Consider the following 24,371-nt stretch of genomic DNA (forward strand, 5'->3'; position numbering starts at 1 on the left):
CCGCAGAGTACCGACATTAGAGATCCCTCGGGTCCGCCAAAAGGGTGAGTGTCACCGCATTTTCACTGTCCGCGAACATGGATCATGCGGCTCGCGTCCGGTCCCGGTGGCAGCGCGAGGTCCAGACCGTGCCCCATCAGCACCGCTCCACTATAGGTCTCGGCCGTTCCGACCAGCTCGTATTCGACGTCGGGGTCGAGCCCCGCGAGGCGTACGGGGGGTTGGGGCGTGGCCCAGGCCATCGACGGTCGCCACGCCAGCACCACCGCCTCCCGTCGGTCCGCGGAGACATACTCGACCACCGTGGTCGTCCCGTTCGCGAGCCGGTGCAGCTCGCCGTGCTGCACGATCTTCCGCACCCGCTTGTACGCGTCGACCAGCGAACGGGCCTCGTCGAGCGCCCCGGCGTCCCACTCGCGGAGGTTGCCGCTGACGCCCAGCGCACCCGCCGACGCCACGTGGAACCGCATTGCCAGTGGGGCCGCCCGATGGGTGATGGGGTTCGGGCTGTCGCTGGCCCAGGAGCCCATCGCGATCGCCGGATACACCTGCGAGTAGCCGTGCTGGATCGCGATGCGGTCGACCGGATCGGTGTTGTCCGACGTCCACACCTGGTCCGTGCGGGCCAGGATGCCGAGGTCCACCCGGCCGCCGCCGCTGGCGCAGCTCTCGACGCGTACGTGGGGGTGGGTGGCGCGCAGCCGGTCGAGGATGTCGTAGACCGCCCGGGTGTGCCCGGCCCACAGCCGGTCCGGGTCGTCCGCGGTCGGCCAGCCGGCCTCGGTGAACGACCGGTTCATGTCCCACTTGACGAAGTCGATCGCGTTGCTGCTGAGCAGGTCGTCGAGCCACGCGTACGCCCAGGCGGCCACGTCGGGCCGGGCGAAGTTCAGGACGAGCTGGTTGCGTTGCTCGGAGCGGTGGCGATGGTGCATGTGCAGCACCCAGTCGGGATGGCGCCGGTAGAGATCGCTGTCCGGGTTGACCATCTCGGGCTCGACCCAGATGCCGAACTTCATCCCGAGCCCGTGCACGTGCTCGATGAGCGGGCCGAGGCCGTCGGGGAACCGGTCCGGGTTGGGCCACCAGTCGCCGAGCCCGGCATGGTCGTCGACCCGGCGGCCGAACCAGCCGTCGTCCATCACGAACAGTTCGACGCCGAGGCCCGCGGCGATCGTGGCGACGGCCTTCTGGTTCTCCTCGTTCACGTCGAACCAGGTGCCCTCCCAGCCGTTGTAGAGCACCGGCGCGACCTCGTCCGCGTGCTGCAGAACGTGCGCGCGGGCGTACGCGTGCCAGGACCGGCTCGTCGCGCCGAACCCGTCGGCCCGGTAGAGCCCGAGACTGGACGGCGTACGCCAGGTCTCGCCGGGAGCCAGCCGGATCGTGACGCCCTCGTGCGCTCCCGAGGCGGCGACGTGCACGTGCCCGCCGTGCGTACGCCGGACGTCGAACCGGAACGGGCCGCTCCAGGCGAGCACGGTGCTCCAGACCTCGCCGGAGGTCTCGGTGGCGTCGCCGGTGTCCACCATCACCCACGGGTTGCCCTGGCCGCGGGCGATCCCGCGGCGGGTCGTGAGCGTCGTCTCGCCGACCGGCAGCGGTGTGCGCTGCAGCTGGAACTCCGCGGCCCACGCCCCCGACACCGACGTCAGCCGGTACGCGTCCCGCCACGGCACCGTCCACGCGGCACTGTCGGCGCGGCGTACCTCGACCGGGTCGGGGCCGGTGTTGGTGATCTCGGTCCACCGCTCGATCACGTCGGTGCCTTCGCGGACGACGTAGTGCAGGTCCGCCCGCAGCGGGTAGTGCCGGTCGGCCAGGGCGACGGTCAGCCGGCCGCCGTCGAGCAGCTGGCCGGCCAGGTGCCACTCGACGGCCGCCGTCCCGTCGGGGTAGACGACGTCGAGGCTGGGCGGGCCGAAACGGTGGCCGCCGCGTACCGGGAACTCCTCACCGGTCCGCTCGTCGTCGCGGTCGGGCCGGACCGGGATGGTCGCGGCCTGCTCCAGGGTCAGCGGCGGCCCCCAGTGCACGCTCCGGACGGACGAACCGTCCCAGCGCAGCGCGTACGCGCTGGCGGGCGTCCGCAGCAGCCAGGTCTGTGAGGCGGGATCATGCGACGTCAGCGCCATGCGATCAACGTAAGCGACGGCCACCCCCGGTGACCAGGGGTGGCCGTCGATCCAGCGGAACGTCAGTTGGAGACCGCCGCGAGATGGTCTTTCAGGCCCTGGCCGAACGCGGTCGGCGTACCGTTGTAGTCGCTGATGAGCGACGGGCCGCTCGAGCAGTCCCAGTTGTTCCACGTCCAGCCGAGGTAGCCGACGCCCTTGCCGTCCGCCCAGTTCATCAGCGTGTCGACGAAGCCGTGCGAGCAGTCGTTCTCACCGATCTCGGAGAGGGTGAGCGGCACCGACGCCGCGACCGGCGCCAGCTGGCTGTCGTAGCAGGAGGTGTTCGAACAGGTGTTGAAGTTGTAGATGTGCGCGAACGCCATCAGGTTGCCGGTCGAGTCGGTCGGCTTGTAGGCCAGCCACTGGGTCAGGTCGTTCGAGTACGCGAGGCCGCCCAGCATGATGACGTTGGTGGCACCGGTCGCGCGGACCGAGTTGACCAGCGTCTGGAAACCGGCCACCTGGTAGGTGATGCCGGGGCAGGTGCCGCCGTCGCGCCAGCAGACCCAGCCGGCCGTCTCGCTGCTGCCCGAGCCGCGCTCCGGGTACGGCTCGTTGAACAGGTCGAAGACGACCGCGTTGTTGCCCTTGAAAGCGTTCGCGACGCCGGTCCAGAAGCTCGGCGCGTACTGGGCGTCGGGCATCGGCTTCTGGCAGGTCGCCTTGACGTCCGAGCAGCCCGCCGAGGGGCCGGTGTACTGGCCGTAGTTCCAGTGCATCTCGACGATCGGCGTGATGCCGCTGGCGACCAGCAGGTTCACGTAGTTCTTGACCTCGGTCTGGTACGCCGCTCCCGAGGTACCGCCGGCCGGCACGTCGGCCGTTCCGAGCCAGCACTCCTCGTTCAGCGGTACGCGTACCGTCCGGATCTTCCAGGTCCGCATCGCGTCGATCGAGGCCTGGTCCATCGGGCCGTTCCACATCGCGTACCCCTGGATGCAGGCGAACTCGCCGCCGGAGCGGTTGACGCCGAGCAGCCGGTAGGTGGCGCCGGTACTGGTGAGCAGCTTGTTGCCGGACACGTGCAGGGCCGGCGCGCTGCCCGCGGGCGGCGGGCTGGTGCTGGCCGACGGGCTCGGCGAGACGCTCCTGGACGGCGAGGCCGACGGTGAGGCGGACGCGCTCTTCGACGGCGAGGCCGACGGGGACGCGGAGGCGCTCTTGGACGGCGACGGGCTCGTGGTGACCCCGCCGGTGCAGGTGATGCCGTTCAGCGTGAACGACGCCGGCACCGGGTTGCTGCCCGTCCACAGGCCGTTGAAGCCGATCGACGTGGAGCCGTTGGTGGCCAGGTTCTTGTTCCAGTCCAGGCTCGCGGCGTTGACATGCTGGCCGGACTGCGTCCAGGTGGCGCTCCAGCCCTGCTGGACGGACTGGCCGGCGGCCGGGAAGTCGAACCCGAGGTTCCAGCCGGAGATCGGGTCGCCGAGGTTGGTGACGGTGACGTTGGCGGTGAACCCGCCCGGCCACTGGTTCTGGTTGTTGTACGTGACGGAGCAGCCCGCGGCTGCACTCGCGGCGGGCGCGAGCGCGATGCTGACGGCCCCCGCCAGCGTCGCCGCCGCGGTGGCCGCGAGCAGGGCGGTACGGACTTTCATGGGCGTGTATCTCCCTAGGAGACTGTGGGCGAGCGCTGCGTGGAGGACAGCGCGAATGGGAGCGTTCCCACGGTCGCCCTCCACCTCCGAAAAGTCAAGTGGTGCCTATAAATTGGGGACATGACGACGAACTTCGGCGAGGTCGCCGCCCTCTACGACGCCCGCCGCCCCGGCCACCCGCCCGAGGTCGCCGAGCAGGTCTTCACCTACCTCGGCGGTACGCCCGACCGGGCCGTCGAGATCGGAGCGGGTACCGGGCAGGCCACGGTCCTGTTCGCCGGCAACGGTTTCCCGATCACCGCGGTCGAGCCGGACGACCGGATGGCGGCCGTCCTGCTGGACCGCGGACTGCCCGACGTCACCGTGGTCTCCTCGACGTTCGAGGACTGGACCCCGCCGGCCGGGGGCGTCCCGTTCCTCTACGCCGCCCTCGTCTGGCACTGGCTCACCCCGGTACGCCGTACCGAGCTGGCGGCGGCGGCCCTCGCGCCGGGCGGCGTACTGGCGATCATCGGGGCTCGGAACGTCATCGAGGACGAGGAGCTGGACGCGGAGATCCTGCGGATCATGACGGAGCATCCCGGCGGGGTCCTGCGCCGGCCACCGCTGTTCAGCTGGGCGCCGGCCGAGCTGACGGAGTCGGGGCTCTTCACGGAGCCCGTCCTCTGGACCACTCGGCGATCCTCTACGTTGGATGATCAACAATTTCTCGACCTGCAGCGTACGTACGGGCCGTACCGGTCGCGGCCCGCCGGCGTACAGGCGGAGATCGACATCGAGCTGCGCGACCTGGTCGCCGGGCGCGGCGGCTCGGTGGCGATGCGAGTGGACACCCACCTCATCCTTGCCCGCCGGGTGGACGTCGACTGAGCGTCACCTGTGGTCGGTAGACCACGGGCATGAATCGACGCAACCTTCTCCGGGGCAGCGTGGCCGCAGCCGCCGGGAGCCTGCTGGTTCCCGGCGCCGCCGCGGCCTATGTCCCCGGTGGACGCCCGATCCTCACCCACGGCGTGCAGAGCGGCGAGCCGCGGGCCACCTCCGCGCTGGTCTGGACCCGCGCGGACCGGCCCAGCCGGCTGCTGGTCGAGTACTCGCACCGGCCCGACTTCCGCGGCGCGCGCCACGTGCGCGGCCCTGTCCTCACCCCCGGCACCGACTTCACCGGCAAGGTCGCCCTGCGCGACCTCGACCCGGGCACCCAGGTCTTCTATCGCGTACGCGCGGAGAGCCTGGACCGGCACGGCGTGGCGTCCGACTGGCTGACCGGCCGGCTGACCACCGCCTCGACGGGCCGGCACCGGGGCGTCCGGTTCGTCTGGACCGGCGACGTCAACGGCCAGGGCTGGGGCATCAACCCGGACCTGGGCGGGATGCGCATCTTCGACGCGATGGGCCGGGTGGACCCCGACTTCTACCTGTGCAGCGGTGACACGGTGTACTCCGACGGGCCGATCACGGCCGCGGTCACGCTGCCCGACGGGCGGGTCTACCGCAACCTCACCGACCCGGCCAAGGACAAGGTCGCCGAGACGCTGGCCGAGTACCGGGGCCAGTTCGCCTACAACCTGCTCGACGAGAACCTGAAGGCGTTCGCGGCGCGCGTACCGCAGATCAACCAGTGGGACGACCATGAGGTACGCAACAACTGGTACCCCGGCCAGATCCTCGCCGACGACCGGTACACCGAGAAGAACGTCGACGTGCTCGCGTCACGGGCGAGGCAGGCGTTCTTCGAGTACGTGCCGATCGCCTCCGGCGAGGTCTACCGGAAGTTCTCGTTCGGCCCGCTGCTGGACGTGTTCGTGCTGGACATGCGTACCTACAAGGACCCCAACAGCTCCAATGTGTACGCCGACCCGCACCTCGGCATGCTCGGCGCCCGCCAGCGCCGGTGGCTGATCGACGGGCTGACTCACTCGAAGGCCACGTGGAAGGTCATCGCGAACGACCTGCCGCTCGGCCTCGTCGTCCCGGACGGTGCCAGCGCCCAGGAAGGCGTCGCGCAGGGCGACGGCGGCGCGCCGCTCGGCCGGGAGTTGGAGTTCGCCGAGGTGCTGCGGACAGTGCACCGGCGCGGTGTCGACGGGATCGTCTTCCTCACCGCCGACGTGCACTACACGGCGGCCCACCACTACGACCCGGCCCGCGCGGCGATCGGGGACTTCTCGCCGTTCTGGGAGTTCGTCTCCGGTCCGGCCAACGCGGGAGCGTTCGGGCCCAACGCGCTCGACGCGACCTTCGGCCCCGAAGCGGTGTTCGTCCACGCGCCGCCGGCCGCGAACACCTCACCGCTGGACCCCGCGTACCAGCACTTCGGGGAGGTGGACATCGACGGCCACAGCGGAGACCTCACGGTCCGCCTCCGCGACGCGACCGGCGCCGTCCTGTTCACCCGGACCCTCACCCGCTGACGGCGAGCCGGTAGCACAGCCCCCAAGATCCCGCTGGGATCACGGTTGCCACCCGAATCATGGCCCAAGATTCGGGTGATTTCCCTGATCCCAGCGGGATCTTGGGGAGGGAGAGGGCGGGAGGCGGGGAAGCGGGGAGGGTCAGGCGGGGAGCTTGTCGCGGCGGCAGAAGGTCGCCCGGTAGGACACCGGGGTCGTGCCGAGGCGCTTGGCGAAGTGGTGGCGCATGGTCGCGGCATCGCCGAAGCCCGCCCGGTCCGCGACGGCGTCGATCGACAGGTCCGTCTCCTCGAGGATGCGGCGGGCGAGCAGGACGCGCTGCCCCGTCATCCAGTCGTGCGGCGTGGTGCCCGTCTCCGCCTTGAACCGCCGGGCGAACGTACGCGGTGCCATGTACACCCGGGCGGCCAGGTCCTCGACGGTGTGCGGCCGGTCGAGGTGCTCGGCCAGCCACAGCAGCATGGGGGTGAGGGTCGGCGCGTCGGGTTCGGCCGGCAGCGGCACGTCCACGTACTGCGCCTGGCCGCCGTCGCGGTGCGGCGGCACGATCATCCGCCGGGCGAGTTTCGTGGCGATCTCGGTGCCCTGCTCCCGGCGTACGAGGTGGAGGCAGAGGTCGAGGCCGGCGGCCGTGCCCGCGCTGGTGAGGATCTGCCCGGCGTCGACGTAGAGGACACCGGGATCGACCTGGGCGAGCGGGAAGCGCCGTTGCAGTTCCTCGGCGTATTTCCAGTGCGTCGTGCAGCGTATGCCGTCGAGCAGGCCGGCTTCGCCGAGCGCGAAGGCCCCCGAGCAGACGCTGATGATGATGGCGCCGCGCGCGTACGCCTGCCGCAACGCGTCCAGCGCGGCCGGCGGGAGGGGCGTGCCGGTCCCGTGGGCGGGCACGACGATGAGATCGGCGTACGACATCGGGGTCAGGTCGCCGTGCGGGGTGAGCTCGAACCCCGACGACGTACGCACGGCGGAACCGTCCACACCGCACAGTCGGAAGTCGTAGGCCGGGAAGCCGTCGGCCGTCCGGTCGGTGCCGAAGACCTCGCAGACGGTCCCCAGTTCGAACGGTGCGACGTTGTCGAAGACCAGAACGGCCACCTTGGTGAGAGCCACGCCACCAGGGTAGCCGGGAGTTGGCAGGATTTCGAGGGCAACTGGCAATCCGGCCACTGTATCCGGAATCCTCGGCGGCGCAGAATGGTTCTTGTCGATAGGAATACCACCCCCACCGGGAAGGAAACTGAAATGTTGTTCGTAGTCGCCACCATGGTCGTCGTCGCCGTGGCCGGCCTCGCGGGCTGGACCGCCGACAGCCGTCACACCCGCATCGGCGCCTGACGACACCGCCCCGGGGCTCCGGCACCGGATGAGCTGATGAACTGAAGATGTACCGAGGAACGCCGACCCGTCCGGGCCGGCGTTCGGCGTATCCGGGGTGTGGCAGTGTGTCAGTGATGAGATACGCGATCGGGCTGCCGACGGTGGGCGAGTTCGGCGATCCGCGTGTGCTCGCGGACCTCGCGACCCTCGCCGCCGGGAACGGCTGGTCGGGCGTGCAGCTGTGGGACCACGTGCTCTACCACGAGCCCGGCTGGGCGGTCGCGAGCCCGACGGTGGTGGCCGGCGCCGTCGCCGCGGCCACGGACCTGCACATCATGCTCACCGTCGCCCTGCCGCGCCGGCAGGTCCAGGATGTCGCCCGGGACACCGCCACGCTGGCCTCGCTCGCCCGTGGCGGCGTCACCCTGGTCGCCACCATCGGTTCCATGGACTCCGAGTACGCGAACTTCGGCCTGGACGCCTCGCTGCCCGGCCGGGGCGCCCGGCTGGACGACGGCCTGGCCCGATTGACGCGGCTGTGGGACGAATGGGGTGTGCCGCGCCTGCCGATCTGGTGCGGCGGACGCTGGCCCCGCAAGGTCGGCCTGCGCCGGGCGGCGCGCTGGCAGGGCGCGATGCCCACGTTCGACGACCAGCGCGAGCGCAACCCGGACCCCGAGGCTGTACGCGCAGCCGCCGCCCTGGTACCCGGCCTCGACCTGGCGATCGAAGGAGTGTCGCCGACCCCGCTGCTACCGTCCTATGCAGACGCCGGGGTGACCTGGTGGATCGAGGCGTTCGGCTGGTGGCGGGGCGGAGTCGAGGCCGCCCGCGCCCGCATCCTCGCCGGCCCACCGTCCCCCTGATTCCGACGATCTTGCGCGAATGTTCGGGCATTGTGGACATAGCACGCTGATTTCGGGGCATTCGCGCAAGATCGTCGAAAGTCGGCGGGCGGAATGTGAGCGGGCGGATGGCATGATCCCGGGATGGACCCGTTGCGGATCGGCGACATTGAGATCGTGATGCTCGAGGACGGCGCCGGCCCCTTCTTCGCCGATCGGAAAGAGGTCTTCGCCGCCGCCACGGCGGAACAGTGGGCGGCCGCGGACACGTACGACCCGGGTGCGCTGCTGCCGGACGGCCGGTGGCAGCTGCGGTTCCGGTGCTTCGCGCTGCGCCAGCCGAACGGCCGCACGATCCTCGTCGACACCGGCATCGGGCCCGCCGACGCGCCCGCCGCCTCGTGGGCGCCGGTCCCCGGCCGGTTGCCGGCGGCGCTCGCCGAGGCCGGCATCGCCCGCGAGGACGTCGAGATCGTCGTGCTCACCCACGTGCACACCGACCACATCGGATGGTCGGTCACCGGCGGCCGGCCGTACTTCCGCAACGCCCGCTACCTGCTGCAGGCGGCCGACGTGACGGCCCTGGAGGAGGCCCGCTCGGCCCTGCTCGACCGGCTGCTGGAACCGTTGCGCGGCACCGGGCAGCTCGACGTGGTCACCGGCGACCGCGGCCTCGCGCCCGGCGTCGGGATCGTGGCGACCCCCGGCCACACCCCGGGCCACCAGTCCGTCCTGGTCGCCGACGGGGACGACCGCCTGCTCGTCACCGGCGACCTGCTGGTGCACGCGATCCAGCTGCTCCACCCCGAACTCGGGTACGCGCACGAGTCCGACCAGTCCGCCGCCCGGGCGGTACGCGTACGGCTGCTGCGCGAACTGCGCGGCGGAATCCTGGCCACGCCGCACCTGACCGAGGCCTTCGTCCGGTTGGCGGGCTGATCCCGCGCGCTCCCATGCATTACGGTGGGCGGGGATCGAGGGAGTGATGACCGTGGACAAATACGCCTCGACGGCCGGTTGCCTGGTCGCCGCCGTCATCGTCGGCTGGATGGTCCTCGGCGGCGTACGCGTCGTCAATCAGGTCGAACGCGGCGTCGTCTTCCGGTTCGGCCGGGCGCTGCGGCGCGTACGCCAGCCCGGGCTGACGATCGTCGTCCCGCTCATCGACCGCGTCCGCAAGGTGAACATCCAGATCATCACCCTGCCGGTGCCGTCGCAGGAGGGCATCACCCGTGACAACGTGTCGGTGAAGGTGGACGCGGTGGTCTACTTCCGCGTCGTCGACCCGATGAAGGCGATCATCGAGGTGCAGAACTACCGGGTCGCGGTCGAGCTGCTCGCGCAGACCTCGCTGCGCTCGACCATCGGCAAGGCGGAGCTCGACGAGCTGCTGTCCAACCGCGACGAGCTGCACCGGGGCCTGCAGGAGGTGCTCAGCGCGCCGATGGCGGCGTGGGGCATCCACATCGAGCGGGTCGAGATCAAGGACGTCCAGCTCCCCGAGTCGATGAAGCGCTCGATGTCGCGCCAGGCCGAGGCCGAGCGGGAACGCCGCGCGCGGGTCATCACCGCCGACGGCGAGTACCGGGCGGCGCAGAGCCTCGCCGACGCCTCGCAGATCATGTCCGAGACGCCGGGCGCGTTGCAGCTACGGCTGCTGCAGACCGTGGTCGAGGTGGCGGCGGAGAAGAACTCGACGCTCGTCATGCCGTTCCCGGTGGAACTGCTGCGCTTCTTCGACCGCGCGGTCGCGCCCGTCTATCCGGAAGGACCGGCGCCGGTGATCCCGACGCAGCGTACGGACCCGGACCAGGACCAGGAGCCCGAGGACCCGGATCTCCTCGACTGAGCGTTCCCGCCCTCAAGATCCCGCTTGGATCACGGTTGCCACCCGAATCATGGCCCATGATCCGGGTGATTTCGCTGATCCAAACGGGATCATGTGGCGCCACGGGTCGTGTGGCGCCACGGGGATCAGGGGCCTCAGGCCGGGACGAGAGCCGGGGCCGGGGCGGGGACCGAGCGGCGGGCCAGGGCCGGGGCCAGCGCCAGCAGGCAGACCGCTCCGACGACCCCCGTCACCGCCGTCGCGGACCACAGCGCTCCCGGGCCGGCCGTGCTGAACAGCCAGGTCGTCACGGCGGGGCCGATCAGCCGGGCGGACGCCGCCGTCCACGTGATCACGCCCTGGTAGCGGCCCTGCGCCCCGGCGGGCGCCAGGTCGGCCGCGATCGCGCCGGCCACGATGCCCCCGGCGACCTCGCCGACCGACCAGATCGCGGTCGTGATCGCGTACCAGAGCGGGGTGTGCCCGAGGCCGGTCGCCGCGATGCCGAGGCCGACGACGGCGGTGGCACCCGCGAGGACCGCGTAGCGGTTGAGGCGCGCGACGACCGGATACACCACCGGCTGGAGCAGGACCACGAGGGCGGCGTTGACCACGGCGACCGTGCCGAAGACGGCGGGTGACAGTCCGTCGAGGCGGATGGACAACGGGACGGCGTACTCGGTGAGGCTGTAGACGATCTCCTGGGACAGCGCGAGGGCGACGAAGGCGAGCATGAGCTTGTCGCGCAGGAGGATGCCGTAGCCGGTGCCGCCGGCGGGCCGGGTACGCCGGCCGGTGCGCGGGATTCCCGCCACGACGATCGCGGCGAACAGCAGGCTGGTGCCGGCGTCGATGGCGAAGATGAGGCCGAAGCCGTGCGCGGCGAGGAAGCCGGCGAGGGCGGCCGCCCCGGCGGCGCCGATGTTGTAGGCCCAGTGGATGAGGCTGAAGGCGCGCAGGCGCTGGGCGCCGGTGACGCCGTCGGCGACGAGCGCGGCGGCGGCCGGCGGGTAGATCTTGGCAGTGACCCCGACGAGGACGGCGGCCGCCGCCATGACCGGTACGCCGGGCGCGGCGAACAGGAAGCCGAGGCTGGCCGGGGCGGCGAGCAGGCCGATCAGCAGGGTGGTCCGGTGTCCGGCGCGGTCGGCGAGCCAGCCGCCGAGGACGGAGCCGGCGACGCCGCCCGCGCCGAGGGCGGTCACGATCCAGCCGGTGTCCTGTTCGGACACCTGGTGCGCGCCGAGGAAGAAGACGAGGAAGGGGACGACCATGCCGCCGATCCGGTTGGCCACGGTGCCACCGGCGATGATCCAGAAAGAGCGGGGAAGTTCTCGCACATGATGATCGTCGGGCGGCCCCCGCGTGCGGAGTATTGTTTTAGGCCGGTCCGAATGTTGGGGGCAGGCCGATGCTGACCATGGAGTTCACCGCGGGTGACGTCGCCCGCATCCGGTTCGCGCTCTCGTGCCTCTGGGAGGCGGCGTCGAGCTTCCACACACTGCTCGACCCGCCCGCCGCGCTGCGGCCGTGGGCCCAGCGGGTCCTGCCGGCGCTGTCCGCCGCGGGTCTCGCCCCGGGCGGCGACAACCTGCTCACCGGCCTCATCCCGGCCGGCCCGCGCTACATGCCCGACTTCCTGACGCCGCCGCCGGGCACCCTGACGCCGTCGCTCGCGGCCGAGCTGCGGGTCGTTCTCGCCACCGACCACACCGTCGTACGCCGGGAGCTGGATCTCCTGGAACCGCCGTTCACCGCACCGGTCGCGGCCCTGTACGCGGATCCCGCCGCCGGCCTGGCCCGGCTGACCGGCGAGATCGCCCGCTACTGGGAGATCGCGCTGGCCGCCGACTGGCCCCGGATGCGGGCGCTGCTGGAGGCCGAGGTCTTCCACCGGGCCCGGCTGCTCGCCGAGGAGGGCACGGCGGGCCTGCTCAACGGGCTGCACGACCGGGTCGGCTGGGAGGCCGACACGCTGTCGGTCGCGCACAAGTGGTGCGCCGGCGGGACGGTGCTCGCCGGGGCCGGGCTGGTCCTCGTGCCGGTCGTGTTCACCTGGCCGGCCGTGCGTACGGTGAGCTCGGCCGAGCACCCGCAACTCGCCTTCCCGCCCCGCGGCGTCGGTACGCTCTGGGAAACCCCCGCGTCGGCACCCGAGGCGCTGGCCGCGGTGCTGGGCAGGTCCCGGGCGCAACTGCTGGTGGCGCTGGAGACGCCGGTCTCGACGACCGAGCTGGCCCGGCGTACGGGGCTGTCGGCCGGTGGCGTGTCGCAGCAGCTGGGGGTGCTGCGGGCGGCCGGGCTCATCACGGCCCACCGATCCGGGCATTCCGTGCTGAACGTGCGTACGCCGGCCGCCGACACCCTGCTCGCCGCGGCGGCCGCGTGACGCACCCGACGTTCAGCAGGTGGGAAGTCAGCTGCTCGCGGGCCCGGTGTCCTCGGTAGGCTGGCCGCCATGAAAATCGGCATCGTGGGCGCGACCGGCCAGGTGGGCGGGGTCATGCGCCGGATCCTCGCGGACCGCAAGTTCCCGGTCGACCAGCTGCGGCTGTTCGCCTCCGCCCGCTCGGCGGGCAAGCAGCTGCCCTGGGGTGACGGCACGGTCACGGTCGAGGACGCGGCCACGGCCGACTACAGCGGCCTGGACATCGTGCTCTTCTCGGCCGGCAAGGGCACCTCGCTCGCGCTCGCCCCGAAGGTCGCGGCGGCCGGCGCGGTCGTCATCGACAACTCCTCGGCCTGGCGGATGGACCCGCTGGTGCCGCTGGTCGTCTCCGAGGTGAACCCGCACGCCGCCGCCGACCGGCCGAAGGGGATCATCGCCAACCCCAACTGCACCACGATGGCGGCGATGCCGGTGCTCAAGCCGCTGCATCTGGAGGCCGGGCTGGTCGGCCTGGTGGCCGCCACCTATCAGGCGGTCTCCGGCTCCGGCCTGGAAGGCGTCGCCGAGCTGGACGGCCAGGTCCGCGCCGTCGTCGAGCACGCGGCCGAGCTGACCCACGACGGCTCCGCCGTGGCGTTCCCGGAGCCGAGGAAGTACGTCCGGCCGATCGCGTTCAACGTGCTGCCGTACGCGGGCGCGCTCGTGGACGACGGCCGGGACGAGACGGACGAGGAGCAGAAGCTCCGCAACGAGAGCCGCAAGATCCTCGAACTGCCCGGACTGAAGGTCTCCGGCACCTGCGTACGCGTGCCGGTGTTCACGGGCCACTCGCTGCAGCTGAACGCCCGGTTCGAGCGGGAGATCACCCCGGGGCGGGCCCGCGAGATCCTCGCCGGCGCGCCCGGCGTCGTGCTGACCGACGTGCCGAACCCGTTGCAGGCGGCCGGCCAGGACCCGACCTTCGTCGGGCGGATCCGCGCGGACGAGACGGTCGAGCACGGTCTGGCGCTCTTCTGCTCCGGCGACAACCTGCGCAAGGGCGCCGCCCTCAACGCGGTGCAGATCGCGGAGCTGATCGCCGCCGAGTAGCAGGCGTACCCAGGCGCGGGGTCCCCGACGGGGTCCCGCGCCTTTTCCGTACCCCGGTCAGCCGCAGCAGCCGCCGCCGCAGCAGCCGCCCCCACCACCGCCGGCCGGGGCCGAGACCTGTACGCGTCCCGCCATCCCGGCGGTCGTGAGGAGCTTGACGGTGTCGTCGTGGCCCTCGGGGCAGCGCGCGGGTTCGGTGGCGCCGCTCATCGGCCGGTCCACCTCGAACGTGTCGCCGCAGGCGCGGCAGCGGAACTCATAGCGGGGCATGGCGCCATGCTACCTGTTTCCCTATAGGGAGTCCGTCTCCATATAAGGAGTAATGACTCCGCCGGACGCCTCCCAGGCGGCTCCAACATCGTGCTCGTATGACTACGGAGTCCCGCGGTCACGGTACGCGGGTCGGGTCTGTAACCCTTTACAGGCGGTCCGGTCGTTGCCTTTCGGCAATTACTCTGCGTGCTATTCGGTCAGACGGTGGTGAATGCGGCGGCGTCGATGAAGATCGGGATCGTCGCAAGGCCCGTCTACCTGGTACGACGTTCATCGATGGCGTCATCCGCGACGTCCCGTTAACCTTCCCGAAAACGGTCCATAGTAGAACGAAAGAGCTGGTGGACAAAAGCGGATCTACATGGGAGGCTGTCCGCTGGCAGAAACGGGGGGCCCGGGGCGAGCCTCGGGGCAGGTGCGGCATCTGCACACCGGCTACCCCACACTCTCGCCGGTGCGAGCGGTGCTGCCCGCCCCGTGTTCTCCCTCGACCACCGAACGTTCCTCCCGCTACCCCCCAGCGGGAGTCGATAGGGGAGAGTGCGCGTGTCTGACAACACGTTAGGCGAGTTCGGGTACAGGCAGGAGTTGCGCCGCGGCGTAAACCTTGCTGACCTGGTCTTCTATGGCCTGATCTTCATGGTTCCGATCGCTCCGTTCGCCATCTTCGGCCAGGTCTTCCAGGTCTCCAACGGCATGCCCGTGCTGGCGTACGCCGTCGGCCTGGTGGCCCTGCTCTTCACCGCGGCGAGCTACGCGCAGATGGTGCGCGCGTACCCGCTTTCCGGCAGCGTCTACAGCTACGCGGGCCGGGGCATCGGCGCGCCCTTCGGCTTCATCACCGGCTGGGCGATCCTGCTCGACTACCTTCTTGTCCCCGGCTTGCTCTACCTGGTCGCCAGCCTGGCCATGAACGCCACGGTGACCTCGATCCCGGTCTGGGGCTGGCTGCTCATCTTCGTGGGCGCCAACACGATCATCAACCTCCGCGGCATCAAGCTGACCGCGAACTTCACCAAGCTCATGATCATTGGTGAGCTCATCATCCTGGCGATCTACCTGGCGGTCGGCATCTACGCCATCTCGCAGGGCAAGGGCCACCTCAGCTTCAAGGCGGTCTTCGACTCGTCCGCGTTCTCGTGGTCGGTCGTCGGCGCGGCCGTCTCGGTCGCCGTCCTGTCGTTCCTCGGCTTCGACGGCATCGCGATGCTGGTCGAGGAGTCCAAGGGCGGCGCGACCGACGTCGCCAAGGCGATGCGCTGGGCGCTGGGCCTCGCCGGCCTGCTGTTCATCGCGCAGGTCTGGGTGGCCGCGGCCCTCGTTCCGGACGCGGCCGGCCTGATCGCCAACGGCGACACCGCCGGCACCGCGTTCTACGACACCGCCCAGGTGGCGGGCGGGCACTGGCTGTACCAGACGACGTCCATCGCCACCGCCATCGCGTGGGGCCTCGCGGACACCCTCGTCGCCCAGGTCGCGGTCTCCCGCCTCCTGTACGCGATGGGCCGCGACAAGCAGCTGCCGAGCTTCCTGGCCAAGGTGTCGCCCCGCCGGGCGGTCCCGACCAACGCCATCCTGCTCGTCGCCGCGCTGTCGATCGGCCTGGTGCTGTACATGAACTACGGCCGTACGGACGGTCTGACGATCATGAGCTCGATGATCAATATGGGTGCGATGGTGGCGTTCGTCATCCTGCACGTCACGGTCATCTGGCACTACGTCGTGAAGAAGCGCTCGGGCAACCTGTGGGCGCACCTGGTCGCCCCGCTCATCGGCGCGGCCATCCTGATCTTCGTCATCATCAACGCGAAGATCCTGGCGCAGATCGTCGGCTTCGTCTGGCTCGGCGTCGGCGTCCTCGTCCTCATCGGCCTGTACGCGGTCGGCAACAAGCCGAAGTTCGAGCCGCACCCGCTGGAGCAGACCTCTACGCCCGCCCCGGAGGGTGCGAGCGCATGAGCGAACTGATCACCTACCGGCCGGGGACCGACGAGTACGGCTACACGCTCGGCGGCCGCTCACCGGTGGCGACGGTACGCCCCGGCGATGTGCTCCAGGTCTACACGGAGGACTGCTTCGGCGGTCTCGTGCGGACCGGCAAGGACCTGCCTTCGCAGGTATGTGAACTGCCGTTCGTCAACCCCACGACGGGCCCCTTCTTTGTGGAGGGGGCCCGCCCGGGCGACACGCTGGCCCTGCACTTCGCCTCGATCACGCCCGCGCGTGACTGGGGTGTGTCGGCGACCTTCCCGCACTTCGGGGCGCTCACCGGTACGCACAACACGGCGACCCTGCACCCGGCTCTGGAGGAGCGGGTCTGGGTCTACGAGATCGACGCCGACAAGGGCGTGGTGCGCTACCGCGCCACGCAGAGCGGACACGAGGTCGAACTGCCCCTCGACCCGATGCACGGAACGGTCGGGCTCGCGCCCGGCGGGTACGAGGCCCGGTCCACGCTGACGTGCGACGCGCACGGCGGCAACCTGGACACCCCGGAGATCCGGGCGGGCGTCACCGTCTACTTCGGAGTGAACGTCGAGGGCGCGCTGTTCGCCCTCGGCGACGGCCACGCCCGCCAGGGCGAGGGCGAGGTCTGCGGAGTCGCCGTCGAGACGGCGATGAACACCACGGTCGTGGTGGACCTCATCCCCGGCGTGGCGACCGCGTGGCCCCGCCTGGAGACGGACGAGCACCTGCTGTCCATCGGTGTGACGCGACCGCTGGAAGACGCGTACCGCATCGCGCACGTGGACATGACGGAGTGGATCGGCTCGCTCACCGGGCTGGAACAGCTGGACGCGTACCAGTTGCTGTCGCAGGCGGGCACCAGTCCCGCCGGCAATGTCGTTGACCCCAACTACACGATGCTCGCCAAGATCGCCAAGCGCTACCTGCCGGGTCGCGCCGAGGCGTACGAAGGCGTGCACGCAAGGCTTCGCGCGACTGCCGCGAGCCTGTAGGAAGACGGAGGACCGGTGTGGAGCGGCTGACTCTGCGCGACGAGTTGTACCTGCTCGCCCACGATGACCGTGGCGAGTCCCGTATCCACACCGGTTCACTGGCGATCGGGCTGGCCGGTGCCTGCCTCATCGATCTCGTCATCGCCCGGCGGCTGACCGTCGACCGGGGACGCCTGCAGATGCAGGACACGTCGCGTACCAACGACGCGATCAGTGACTGGATCATCGCGCAGCTCGTCACCAGCAACACCATGCGCGAGCTGCGCTGGTGGCTGGCCGGCATCGCGGGCGAGATCTACGACCGGACCTCCGGCGGCCTGCACGCCAAGGGCATCGTCACCAAGACGACCCAGCGCCGGCTGCTCGGCACCACGACCCGCTACCCTCCGGTCAACGACAGCGTCATCGGCCCGATCCGCGCCATGGCCTGGTACGTCGTGCACGGCCGGGAGCGGCCGGACGACCAGTGCGCGGCACTGTGCGGGCTGCTCGGCGTACTGCGGCTGGAGGACACCCTGATCGTCGGGGTGCCGCAGGGCGAACTCCTGGCGCGCCTCAAGCAGATCCTGGGCTGGCACACGCCGGCGGTGCAGGAGATCGTGGCCGCGGTGGAGGGTCTCATCGGTGAGGCGGCGATGGCGGTCTACCGCTAACGGAACCGTACGCGCCCCCGCGAAGTCCATATCGCCGGTATGTACCTCAACCACCCATGGGGGAAGCTATGCGCGTGCGAACGGCCGTCGCGGGCCTGGTACTGATCCTGGCCGCGGCGGGCTGCGCGGATGATCCGGCGGCACCGGCCGCGAGCGGCGGCGACTTCGGCCTGCCGGCCGATCCCGGTGCCGCGGCGGTGGCTGCCGGCCTGCCGATGCTGGGCCAGGAGATGCTGGCCGTGCACTACCACGCCCATCTGGACGTGAGCGCGCACGGAAAGATCATCACTGTGCCGGGCGGGATCGGCATCGACACCAGGAAGAACAAGATCTCACCGCTGCACACCCACGACACGTCCGGCATCGTGCACATCGAGTCGGCCGCCGACATCCCGTTCACGCTCGGCCAGTTCTTCACCGAGTGGGGACACCCGATCAGCGCCACCGCGATCGGCTCGGCGCGGGCCGCCGACGGCGAGCAGGTACGCGTCTACCGCAACGGCACGCTCGTCACCGGCGACCCGGCCGCGATGAAGTTCGAGCCGCACGACGAGATCTTCGTGTACCTCGGCGGGGCGAACGACCAGCCGCAGGCGCCCACGTCCTACGAGTTCCCCCAAGGGACCTGACCGTCGGTTGTGGACTATTCGTCGCCTCGGCGGCCGCGCTTGACGTCGGCGCGGCGCTTCTTCGCGGCGATCCGGCGCTCGACCGAACCCTTCGTGGGCCGGGTCGGGCGCCGAGCCTTGGGCGGCGGCGCGATCGCGTCGCGGACGAGCGCGGCGAGGCGTGCCTCCGCGGCCTCCCGGTTGCGCAACTGGGCCCGATGCTCCGACGCCGCCACCGTCAGTACGCCGTCCACCAGCCGGCCGGCCAGTCTTTCGAGCGCGCGCGCCCGGAGTGCCGGGGACAGAACCGTCGACTCCGCCACGTTCCAGGACAGTTCAACGCGAGAGTCGGCGGTGTTCACGCCCTGCCCGCCGGGCCCGCCGGACCGCGAGAAGCGCCAGCCCAGCTCGGCCTCGGGGATGACGATGTGACTGTTGATCTGAAGGGCGCCGGGCATACCGCCAGCATGCCATCACGGCCGCGTCCGCTTCCTCCGGAATCCCAGGCGAATCGCCCTCATGATCCCGCTTGGATCAGGTAAATCACCCGAATCTTGGGCCATGATTCGGGTGACAACCGTGATCCCAGCGGGATCGGGAGGTCGGGGTGGCGCGCGGCCGGCCGCATCGGCCTCGCGTAACGGGAGAGTGTCGCCGTTGCGTGGCACAATCGAGCCCGTGACCGAGGAGTCGCCCTTCGAGACGACGATGCCGCTGGCCCCGGCACCGCCGACCGCATCAGCACCACCGCAGTCCGTCCCCGTCGCGGCGGACGAACCCGACGCGCCCGAGTCGCCCCGCGCCCGGCGTATCCGGCTGACGGCCAAGCGCTGGGCCGACTCGCTGATCGACATGTCCGGCGGCAACCGGCTCGTCTACTACCGCGACCTCAAGTCCGGCACGCTGGACCTCTCGCGGGCGCGGCCGGAGGCGGTCACCGCCCTGCTCGCCGGCCAGTCGAAGACGATCGGCGACCTGTTCGCCGAGGCCGAGCAGCGTACCGATGCGATGCGGCGGATGCGTACCATCCGGTCGAAGATGCGCGAGTTGTCCGAAGAACGCGGCCTGGAGGCCGGCTATCTCGCGTTCGGCCTCGCGAGCTGGTCCGAGCCGGACCGCACACCCCGCTCGCCGGTCCTGCTCTACGCGTTGAAGGTCACCCCGACCTCCGCGACCGAGTCCGACTTCACGCTGAAGGTCGCCACCGAACCCGAGGTCAACCCGGTGCTGCTGTTCCGGTTGGCGCACGACTTCGGCGTACAGATCGACGCGGACGAGGTGCTGGCCGGGACCGTGCCGCCCGTGGAGGTCGCCGGCGAGCCGGGCGCGCCCCGGCCGCCCGTCACGCCCGAGCAGGAGGCCGAACTCGCGCTGGAGGCGCTGGCGAAGCTGGCGGCCCGCGTACCGGGGTTCGCGATCGCCCCCGGCAAGGTCCTCGGCACCTTCGTCTACGAGAAGCTGCCGATGGTCCAGGACATCAACCAGTCCGGCGCGCTGCTCGCCGTGAGCGACGTCGTCGCCGCGCTGGCCGGGGAGACCGCGGCCGCCCGCGAACTGGCCGCCGGCAGCCCCGTGGAGCGGTCCGCGCCCGACACCACGCCGCTGCGCGACGAGTTCCTCGTCCTCGACGCCGACTCCTCGCAGAGCCGCGCGGTCAACGCCGTCGTCGCCGGCCAGCACCTCGTGGTCAAGGGCCCGCCCGGAACGGGTAAGAGCCAGACCATCGCCAACCTCATCGCCACGCTCGCCGCGCGCGGGCAGACCGCGCTGTTCGTCGCGGAGAAACGGGCGGCCATCGACGCCGTCCTCGACCGGCTCGCCTCGGTCGGCCTGTCCGACCTGGTGCAGAACCTGCACGGCGGGCTGACCAGCCGGCGCGAACTGGCCGCCGCGCTGCACGCCCGGCTGCTGCGGGTCGCCGACGAGCACCAGCCCCACCTCTCCGAGCTGGGCAGCACGCTGGTCGCCCGGCGCGAGCAGATGGTCGCGCACGAGGCCGCCATGCACCGGGCGTACGCGCCGTGGGACGTCTCGGTCTTCGACGCCCAGTCCCGCCTGCTCGGCCTCGGCGCCGACGCGGCCACCCCCACCCGGTGGTACGCGGACGGCCTGCTCGCGCTCGGCCGCGAACAGGCGGCCCTCGTCCGGGATCAGCTGGCCGAGGCCGCCCGGCTGGGACTGTTCGACCCGGCGGCGCGTACGGGCGCGTGGGACGCGTTCGGGTCGCCGGAGCCGCAGCAGGCCCGGACGGCGCTGCACGCCGCGACCGAGCTCTCCCAGCGGCAGCTGCCGGTGCTGCGCCGGCTCGCCGCCCAGGTGGCCGCCGAGTGCGGACTGCGACCGCCGTCCACTCTGGACGACGTGGCGGCCGTGGTGCAGCTGGCGGCCGGCGCCCAGTCGGTGGCCGACCGGTTGCGTCCCGAGGTCTACCTCGGCCCGGTGGACAAGTGGTTCCTGGCGACCGGGGATCGCGCCTTCCGGCGCAGGCGTCGTGGTGAATCCGCGCTGGCACGAGGAGGTCGCGAAGCGGCCCCCGCAGGGCGCGCCAATGGCATGGGCTGGCTCGCCCGGCGCCGTGCGCGCAAGGAAGCCGCGGCGCTGTGGCTGCACGGCAAGCCGGGCCGCGCCGAACTGCACCGGGCGCTGGGCGACGTGATCGAGGTCGGCCGGCGCTGGCGTGAGTCGAGTGTGGACGGACGTCCGCCCCGGGGTTGCGCGGCGACGCCCGAGGCGGTCACGGCCCTGGAGGCGGCCGCCGCGTCGCTGGCGAACGTGCCGGTCATGCGCGCGGACGTGCCGCTGGAGCAGCTGCACTGGCAGGCCGACGCGCTGGCCGCGGACTCGGCTGGCCTCGACCGGGCGGTACGCCGCAACGGCCTGGACGTCGCGCTGCGGCAGTGGCGCGCGGACCGGCTGCTCGACGAGCTGACCGCCCGGCACGCCGACGCCGACCTGGCCGGGCGCGCGTTCGACCACGCCTGGCTGACCAGCGTCCTGGACCACATCGTGGCCAACGACGCGCGGCTGCGCGGCTTCGACGGGACCGTCCTGCACGCCGCCTCGGAGCAGTTCCAGACGGCCGACGCCGAACACATCCGGGCCACCCCCGCGCGCGTACGCCGGGCGGCCGCCGCCCACCTCGTCGCGACCCTGGACAGGTACCCGGAGGAGCAGGACCTCATCCGCCGGGAAGCCTCGAAGAAGGCACGGCACCTGCCCACCCGGCAGCTGTTCGAGAAGGCCCCGCACGCCCTGCTGGCGATCAAGCCGTGCTGGGCGATGAGTCCGCTGCTGGTCAGCCAGGTGCTGCCGGCCCAGCGCTTGTTCGACGTGGTCATCTTCGACGAGGCGAGCCAGGTGCTGCCGGTCGACGGCATCACCGCGATCATGCGCGGCCGGCTGCTCGTGGTGGCCGGCGACGAGCACCAGCTGCCGCCGACCGCCTTCTTCGACAAGGTCGACGCCGAGGTCGAACCGGTCGGCCCGGAAGACGAGGCGTACACCGACGACGTCGAGTCGCTGCTGCAGGCGTTCTCCTCGGTGCTTCCGCTGCCGCAGGTCACCCACCTCGCGTGGCATTACCGCAGCCGGGACGAGCGGCTGATCGCCTTCTCGAACGCCCAGATCTACGCGCCGCACGGCAACGAGCTGGTGACCTTCCCGGGCGCCACGTCGGCCGGCAGCCTCACCCACGTCCTCGTACGCCCGGTGCCGTCGGCGCGTACCGACAAGGACCCCGAGGAGAGCGCGTCCGGCGAGGTGGCCAAGGTCGTCGAGCTGATCCTGGAGCACGCGACGCTGCGGCCGATGGAGTCGCTGGGCGTCATCACGATGGGCATCAAGCACGCCGACCGGATCGACGCCGCGCTGCGCCGGGCCCTGGGCACCCGCCCTGATCTGCATTCGTTCTTCGGGGAGCGGGGCAACGAGCCGTTCTTCGTCAAGAACATCGAGCGGGTGCAGGGCGACGAGCGCGACGCGATCATCCTCTCGGTCGGGTACGCCCCGGCCGCCGACGGGCGCATGCTCTACCGGTTCGGCCCGCTGAACCTCCAAGGTGGACAGCGACGGCTCAACGTGGCCATCACGCGGGCCAAGCGCCGGATGACCGTCGTCAGCTCGTTCGCGGCCAACGACATGGACCCCGAGCGGCTGCGGGCCGACGGCGCCCGGCTGCTGCGGGCGTACCTGGCCTATGCGGAGTCGCAGACCCAGGCGCAGACGGCCGTGCCGGCCGTGGGCGCCGGCGCGGCCAACGAATTCGAGGCCGACGTGCTGGCCCGGCTCACCGAGGCGGGCATACCGCTCGTCGGCCGGTACGGCGTCGGCGGCCAGCGCATCGACTTCGCCGCCGTGCATCCCGAGGACCCGGCGCTCATGGTGCTCGCCATCGAGGCCGACGGCGCCACGTACCACTCCTCGCCGACCGCGCGCGACCGGGACCGGCTGCGTTCGGACCATCTGGAACGGCTCGGCTGGCGGTTCCACCGGATCTGGTCGACCGACTGGTTCCACCGTCGCGAGGCCGAGATCGAGCGGGTCGTGGCCGCGTACAAGCGGGCGGTCGCGGACGTGGACGCCGGTCGCATCTCCGGCGTCGAGGCCATCGGCGTGACCGGTGTGCTCGGCGTACCGGGTGGGATCATCGCGGAGACCCCGCCGGTCGTCGGGCGGGCGATCGTGCCGCGCAGCCGCGACGGCGGCAAGCCCGAACTCGAGCCCGGCCTCGGCATCACCGAGTACGCGCCGGCCGACCTGGTCGCGCTCGTCCGGTGGATCGAGAGCGACGGGCGGCTGCGTACCGAGGACGATGTCGTCACCGAGGCGATGACGGAGCTGGGGTTCAGCCGGCGCGGTCCACGGATCGTGGAGGGCATCAGACGGGCGATCGCCGAGGCCCGGCAGCCGGCGGACGGCGTAGCCCCGAGGGGATCCGCCGAACCGGTGGGATCCACGGGCGACAATGGGGAACCGCCGGCCACGTCCTGAGGCCGTTTGTTCGAGTCATGCACAATTGTCGTTGTGCTGATGACCTTCGATGACGCGGGCACATGCCAGGTCACGTTCACGTGGACGGAGGACGATCCCGAGAACCCGGCGCGCGAAGTGCTGCTCCGGCTACTGACCGCGGTCGATTTCGCGTACGAGGACGGGGATCTCGCCGGGTTCCTGTTCGAGCGGGGCGCCGACGGCGTGTGGCGTCGCGAGATGGAGGTGTCGTCGGACGTACGCGCCTCCTACCAGTTCTGCGTCGTCCGGGACCGCTCGCTGCGCGGCGACCTGCCCGCCGAGGAGGAGTTCCGGAAGATCCTCTCGTCGTCGATCCTCGATCCGGACAACCCCGTGACGATCGGGCCGTCGACCTGGCCGGCGAACGCGGGCGCCTCCGTCCTCGAACTGCCGGACGCGTTGCCCCAACCCTGGTACGCGCGGCGGGAAGGCGTACCGCGGGGGACGGTGGAGCGGCACGAGGCGGCCGGGTCGACGTTCTGGACCCACGTCCCGGCGGCGCCCGCCGACCACTACGCGCTGGCCGTCCTGTTCGACGGCGACACGTGGATGACGATCGACGGGGTCTCTACATTGGACAATCTGGCCGCGGACGGCGTGATCCCGCCGACCGTGACCGTGCTGCTGGACTCGATCGGCGGCCGTGAGCGCGACGACATCCTGCTACGCCCCGCCGCGCTGCTGCCCGCGCTGCTCGACGACATCCTGCCGACGGTCACCCGGCGGCTGCCGGTCACCGGCGACCCGGCCGAGAGCCTGCTGTGCGGGCAGAGCTTCGGCGGCCTGGCCGCGGCCGAGATCGCCCGGCTGGCCCCCGACCGGTTCGGCCTGCTGCTGACCCAGTCCGGCTCGTTCTGGCGGTCCGCCACCGCGCCGGACGAGATCGACGCGCCGGAGCTGCTGCGCGCGTACGAGCGGGGGGTGCCGGTCCGGGTCTTCCAGGAGGTGGGGACCTGGGAACGGCGACTGCTCGACCGCAACCGGGCCTTCCACCAGATCCTGGCCGACCGCGGATACGACGTGACCTACCGCGAGTACGAGGGCGGCCACGACTACGCGTGCTGGCGCGGCGGCCTGGCGGACGGCCTCATCACCCTCCTCACCAAGCCCTGACGCCCTCCCGCCCTCCCGCCCTGACGCCCCCGGCGTCAAGCCCCCTGGCCGTCAAGATCGGGTTTGGATCAGGGATCGCCACGTAATCTTGGCCCAA

General features: G+C 71.3%; 19 protein-coding genes. 13 read left to right on the top strand and 6 right to left on the bottom strand.

The features are described 5' to 3' along the window. Nucleotides 1–62: 62 nt before the first annotated feature. Complete coding sequence (locus G401_RS0126200) at nucleotides 63–2,135, bottom strand: alpha-galactosidase (RefSeq protein ID WP_027344816.1); 2,073 nt, start codon at nucleotides 2,133–2,135, stop codon at nucleotides 63–65. Between the two features lie 62 nt (nucleotides 2,136–2,197). Continuing rightward, a complete protein-coding gene (locus G401_RS0126205) occupies nucleotides 2,198–3,775 on the bottom strand; it encodes a cellulose binding domain-containing protein (protein WP_051367171.1) in 1,578 nt (525 codons plus the stop codon). A 120-nt stretch (nucleotides 3,776–3,895) separates the two neighbouring features. Here G401_RS0126205 and G401_RS53340 point away from each other — a divergent pair, with 120 nt between their 5' ends. Continuing rightward, complete coding sequence (locus G401_RS53340; protein WP_051367172.1) at nucleotides 3,896–4,645, top strand: class I SAM-dependent methyltransferase; 750 nt, start codon at nucleotides 3,896–3,898, stop codon at nucleotides 4,643–4,645. A 29-nt stretch (nucleotides 4,646–4,674) separates the two neighbouring features. Continuing rightward, the gene (locus G401_RS0126215; RefSeq protein WP_027344818.1) at nucleotides 4,675–6,189 is read left to right on the top strand and encodes an alkaline phosphatase D family protein; all 1,515 of its coding nucleotides are present in this window, start codon (nucleotides 4,675–4,677) and stop codon (nucleotides 6,187–6,189) included. Between the two features lie 141 nt (nucleotides 6,190–6,330). Here the strand turns inward: G401_RS0126215 and G401_RS0126220 are convergent, their stop codons facing one another. Beyond that, entirely contained in the window at nucleotides 6,331–7,299 is a 969-nt protein-coding gene (locus G401_RS0126220; RefSeq protein WP_027344819.1) for a GlxA family transcriptional regulator, read from the bottom strand. 341 nt (nucleotides 7,300–7,640) lie between these two features. On the opposite strand from G401_RS0126220, the gene G401_RS0126230 reads away from it, so the two are divergent. From G401_RS0126230 to G401_RS48520, 3 genes are all read left to right on the top strand, one after another. Then, entirely contained in the window at nucleotides 7,641–8,372 is a 732-nt protein-coding gene (locus G401_RS0126230) for an LLM class flavin-dependent oxidoreductase (RefSeq protein ID WP_034593137.1), read from the top strand. A 123-nt stretch (nucleotides 8,373–8,495) separates the two neighbouring features. Beyond that, a complete protein-coding gene (locus G401_RS0126235; RefSeq protein WP_027344821.1) occupies nucleotides 8,496–9,290 on the top strand; it encodes an MBL fold metallo-hydrolase in 795 nt (264 codons plus the stop codon). 46 nt (nucleotides 9,291–9,336) lie between these two features. Then, complete coding sequence (locus G401_RS48520; RefSeq protein WP_084557613.1) at nucleotides 9,337–10,200, top strand: slipin family protein; 864 nt, start codon at nucleotides 9,337–9,339, stop codon at nucleotides 10,198–10,200. Between the two features lie 134 nt (nucleotides 10,201–10,334). Here the strand turns inward: G401_RS48520 and G401_RS48525 are convergent, their stop codons facing one another. After that, nucleotides 10,335–11,519 (bottom strand): MFS transporter, encoded by a 1,185-nt coding sequence (locus G401_RS48525; RefSeq protein ID WP_064741855.1) that lies wholly within the window; start codon nucleotides 11,517–11,519, stop codon nucleotides 10,335–10,337. Nucleotides 11,520–11,590: 71 nt separating this feature from the next. On the opposite strand from G401_RS48525, the gene G401_RS0126250 reads away from it, so the two are divergent. Together G401_RS0126250 and G401_RS0126255 are read left to right on the top strand one after the other, a co-directional pair. Further along, the gene (locus G401_RS0126250; protein ID WP_027344822.1) at nucleotides 11,591–12,568 is read left to right on the top strand and encodes an ArsR/SmtB family transcription factor; all 978 of its coding nucleotides are present in this window, start codon (nucleotides 11,591–11,593) and stop codon (nucleotides 12,566–12,568) included. Nucleotides 12,569–12,637: 69 nt separating this feature from the next. Next, nucleotides 12,638–13,657, top strand: coding sequence for an aspartate-semialdehyde dehydrogenase (locus G401_RS0126255; protein ID WP_027344823.1), 1,020 nt, complete (start codon nucleotides 12,638–12,640; stop codon nucleotides 13,655–13,657). Between the two features lie 57 nt (nucleotides 13,658–13,714). On the opposite strand, the gene G401_RS0126260 is transcribed toward G401_RS0126255, so the two are convergent. Further along, nucleotides 13,715–13,927 (bottom strand): FmdB family zinc ribbon protein, encoded by a 213-nt coding sequence (locus G401_RS0126260; protein ID WP_027344824.1) that lies wholly within the window; start codon nucleotides 13,925–13,927, stop codon nucleotides 13,715–13,717. Between the two features lie 642 nt (nucleotides 13,928–14,569). Between G401_RS0126260 and G401_RS0126265 the strand changes: the two genes are divergently transcribed. From G401_RS0126265 to G401_RS48530, 4 genes are all read left to right on the top strand, one after another. Then, on the top strand, nucleotides 14,570–15,889 hold the full coding sequence (locus G401_RS0126265) for an APC family permease (RefSeq protein ID WP_084557614.1): 1,320 nt from the start codon (nucleotides 14,570–14,572) through the stop codon (nucleotides 15,887–15,889). Then, nucleotides 15,886–16,890, top strand: a complete 1,005-nt coding sequence (locus G401_RS0126270; protein ID WP_027344826.1) for an acetamidase/formamidase family protein — start codon at nucleotides 15,886–15,888, stop codon at nucleotides 16,888–16,890. Before G401_RS0126265 ends, G401_RS0126270 begins: the two co-directional genes overlap by 4 nt. Nucleotides 16,891–16,907: 17 nt before the next feature. Continuing rightward, entirely contained in the window at nucleotides 16,908–17,543 is a 636-nt protein-coding gene (locus G401_RS0126275) for a GOLPH3/VPS74 family protein (RefSeq protein ID WP_027344827.1), read from the top strand. A 68-nt stretch (nucleotides 17,544–17,611) separates the two neighbouring features. Further along, nucleotides 17,612–18,172, top strand: coding sequence for a hypothetical protein (locus tag G401_RS48530; protein WP_051367174.1), 561 nt, complete (start codon nucleotides 17,612–17,614; stop codon nucleotides 18,170–18,172). A 14-nt stretch (nucleotides 18,173–18,186) separates the two neighbouring features. Here G401_RS48530 and arfB read toward each other — a convergent pair whose 3' ends face one another. Further along, the gene (gene arfB, locus G401_RS0126285; RefSeq protein WP_027344828.1) at nucleotides 18,187–18,609 is read right to left on the bottom strand and encodes an alternative ribosome rescue aminoacyl-tRNA hydrolase ArfB; all 423 of its coding nucleotides are present in this window, start codon (nucleotides 18,607–18,609) and stop codon (nucleotides 18,187–18,189) included. Between the two features lie 220 nt (nucleotides 18,610–18,829). Here arfB and G401_RS48535 point away from each other — a divergent pair, with 220 nt between their 5' ends. Further along, nucleotides 18,830–23,140: an AAA domain-containing protein gene (locus G401_RS48535; protein ID WP_051367175.1), complete on the top strand. Its 4,311-nt coding sequence runs from the start codon at nucleotides 18,830–18,832 to the stop codon at nucleotides 23,138–23,140. Nucleotides 23,141–23,179: 39 nt separating this feature from the next. Beyond that, nucleotides 23,180–24,274 carry an alpha/beta hydrolase-fold protein gene (locus tag G401_RS48540; protein ID WP_157546343.1) on the top strand — a complete coding sequence of 365 codons (1,095 nt, stop codon included), beginning with the start codon at nucleotides 23,180–23,182 and terminating at the stop codon, nucleotides 24,272–24,274. Nucleotides 24,275–24,371: the final 97 nt, after the last annotated feature.

This window comes from Hamadaea tsunoensis DSM 44101, assembly GCF_000428945.1.
Taxonomy (GTDB): Bacteria; Actinomycetota; Actinomycetes; order Mycobacteriales; family Micromonosporaceae; genus Hamadaea; species Hamadaea tsunoensis.

Coding starts and splice junctions, on each gene's coding strand:
- G401_RS0126200 (WP_027344816.1), bottom strand. CDS start 2,135: ATGGCGCTGACGTCGCATGATCCCGCCTCACAGACCTGGCTGCTGCGG.
- G401_RS0126205 (WP_051367171.1), bottom strand. CDS start 3,775: ATGAAAGTCCGTACCGCCCTGCTCGCGGCCACCGCGGCGGCGACGCTG.
- G401_RS53340 (WP_051367172.1), top strand. CDS start 3,896: ATGACGACGAACTTCGGCGAGGTCGCCGCCCTCTACGACGCCCGCCGC.
- G401_RS0126215 (WP_027344818.1), top strand. CDS start 4,675: ATGAATCGACGCAACCTTCTCCGGGGCAGCGTGGCCGCAGCCGCCGGG.
- G401_RS0126230 (WP_034593137.1), top strand. CDS start 7,641: ATGAGATACGCGATCGGGCTGCCGACGGTGGGCGAGTTCGGCGATCCG.
- G401_RS0126235 (WP_027344821.1), top strand. CDS start 8,496: ATGGACCCGTTGCGGATCGGCGACATTGAGATCGTGATGCTCGAGGAC.
- G401_RS48520 (WP_084557613.1), top strand. CDS start 9,337: ATGACCGTGGACAAATACGCCTCGACGGCCGGTTGCCTGGTCGCCGCC.
- G401_RS0126250 (WP_027344822.1), top strand. CDS start 11,591: ATGCTGACCATGGAGTTCACCGCGGGTGACGTCGCCCGCATCCGGTTC.
- G401_RS0126255 (WP_027344823.1), top strand. CDS start 12,638: ATGAAAATCGGCATCGTGGGCGCGACCGGCCAGGTGGGCGGGGTCATG.
- G401_RS0126260 (WP_027344824.1), bottom strand. CDS start 13,927: ATGCCCCGCTATGAGTTCCGCTGCCGCGCCTGCGGCGACACGTTCGAG.
- G401_RS0126265 (WP_084557614.1), top strand. CDS start 14,570: ATGGTTCCGATCGCTCCGTTCGCCATCTTCGGCCAGGTCTTCCAGGTC.
- G401_RS0126270 (WP_027344826.1), top strand. CDS start 15,886: ATGAGCGAACTGATCACCTACCGGCCGGGGACCGACGAGTACGGCTAC.
- G401_RS48530 (WP_051367174.1), top strand. CDS start 17,612: ATGCGCGTGCGAACGGCCGTCGCGGGCCTGGTACTGATCCTGGCCGCG.
- arfB (WP_027344828.1), bottom strand. CDS start 18,609: ATGCCCGGCGCCCTTCAGATCAACAGTCACATCGTCATCCCCGAGGCC.
- G401_RS48540 (WP_157546343.1), top strand. CDS start 23,180: ATGACCTTCGATGACGCGGGCACATGCCAGGTCACGTTCACGTGGACG.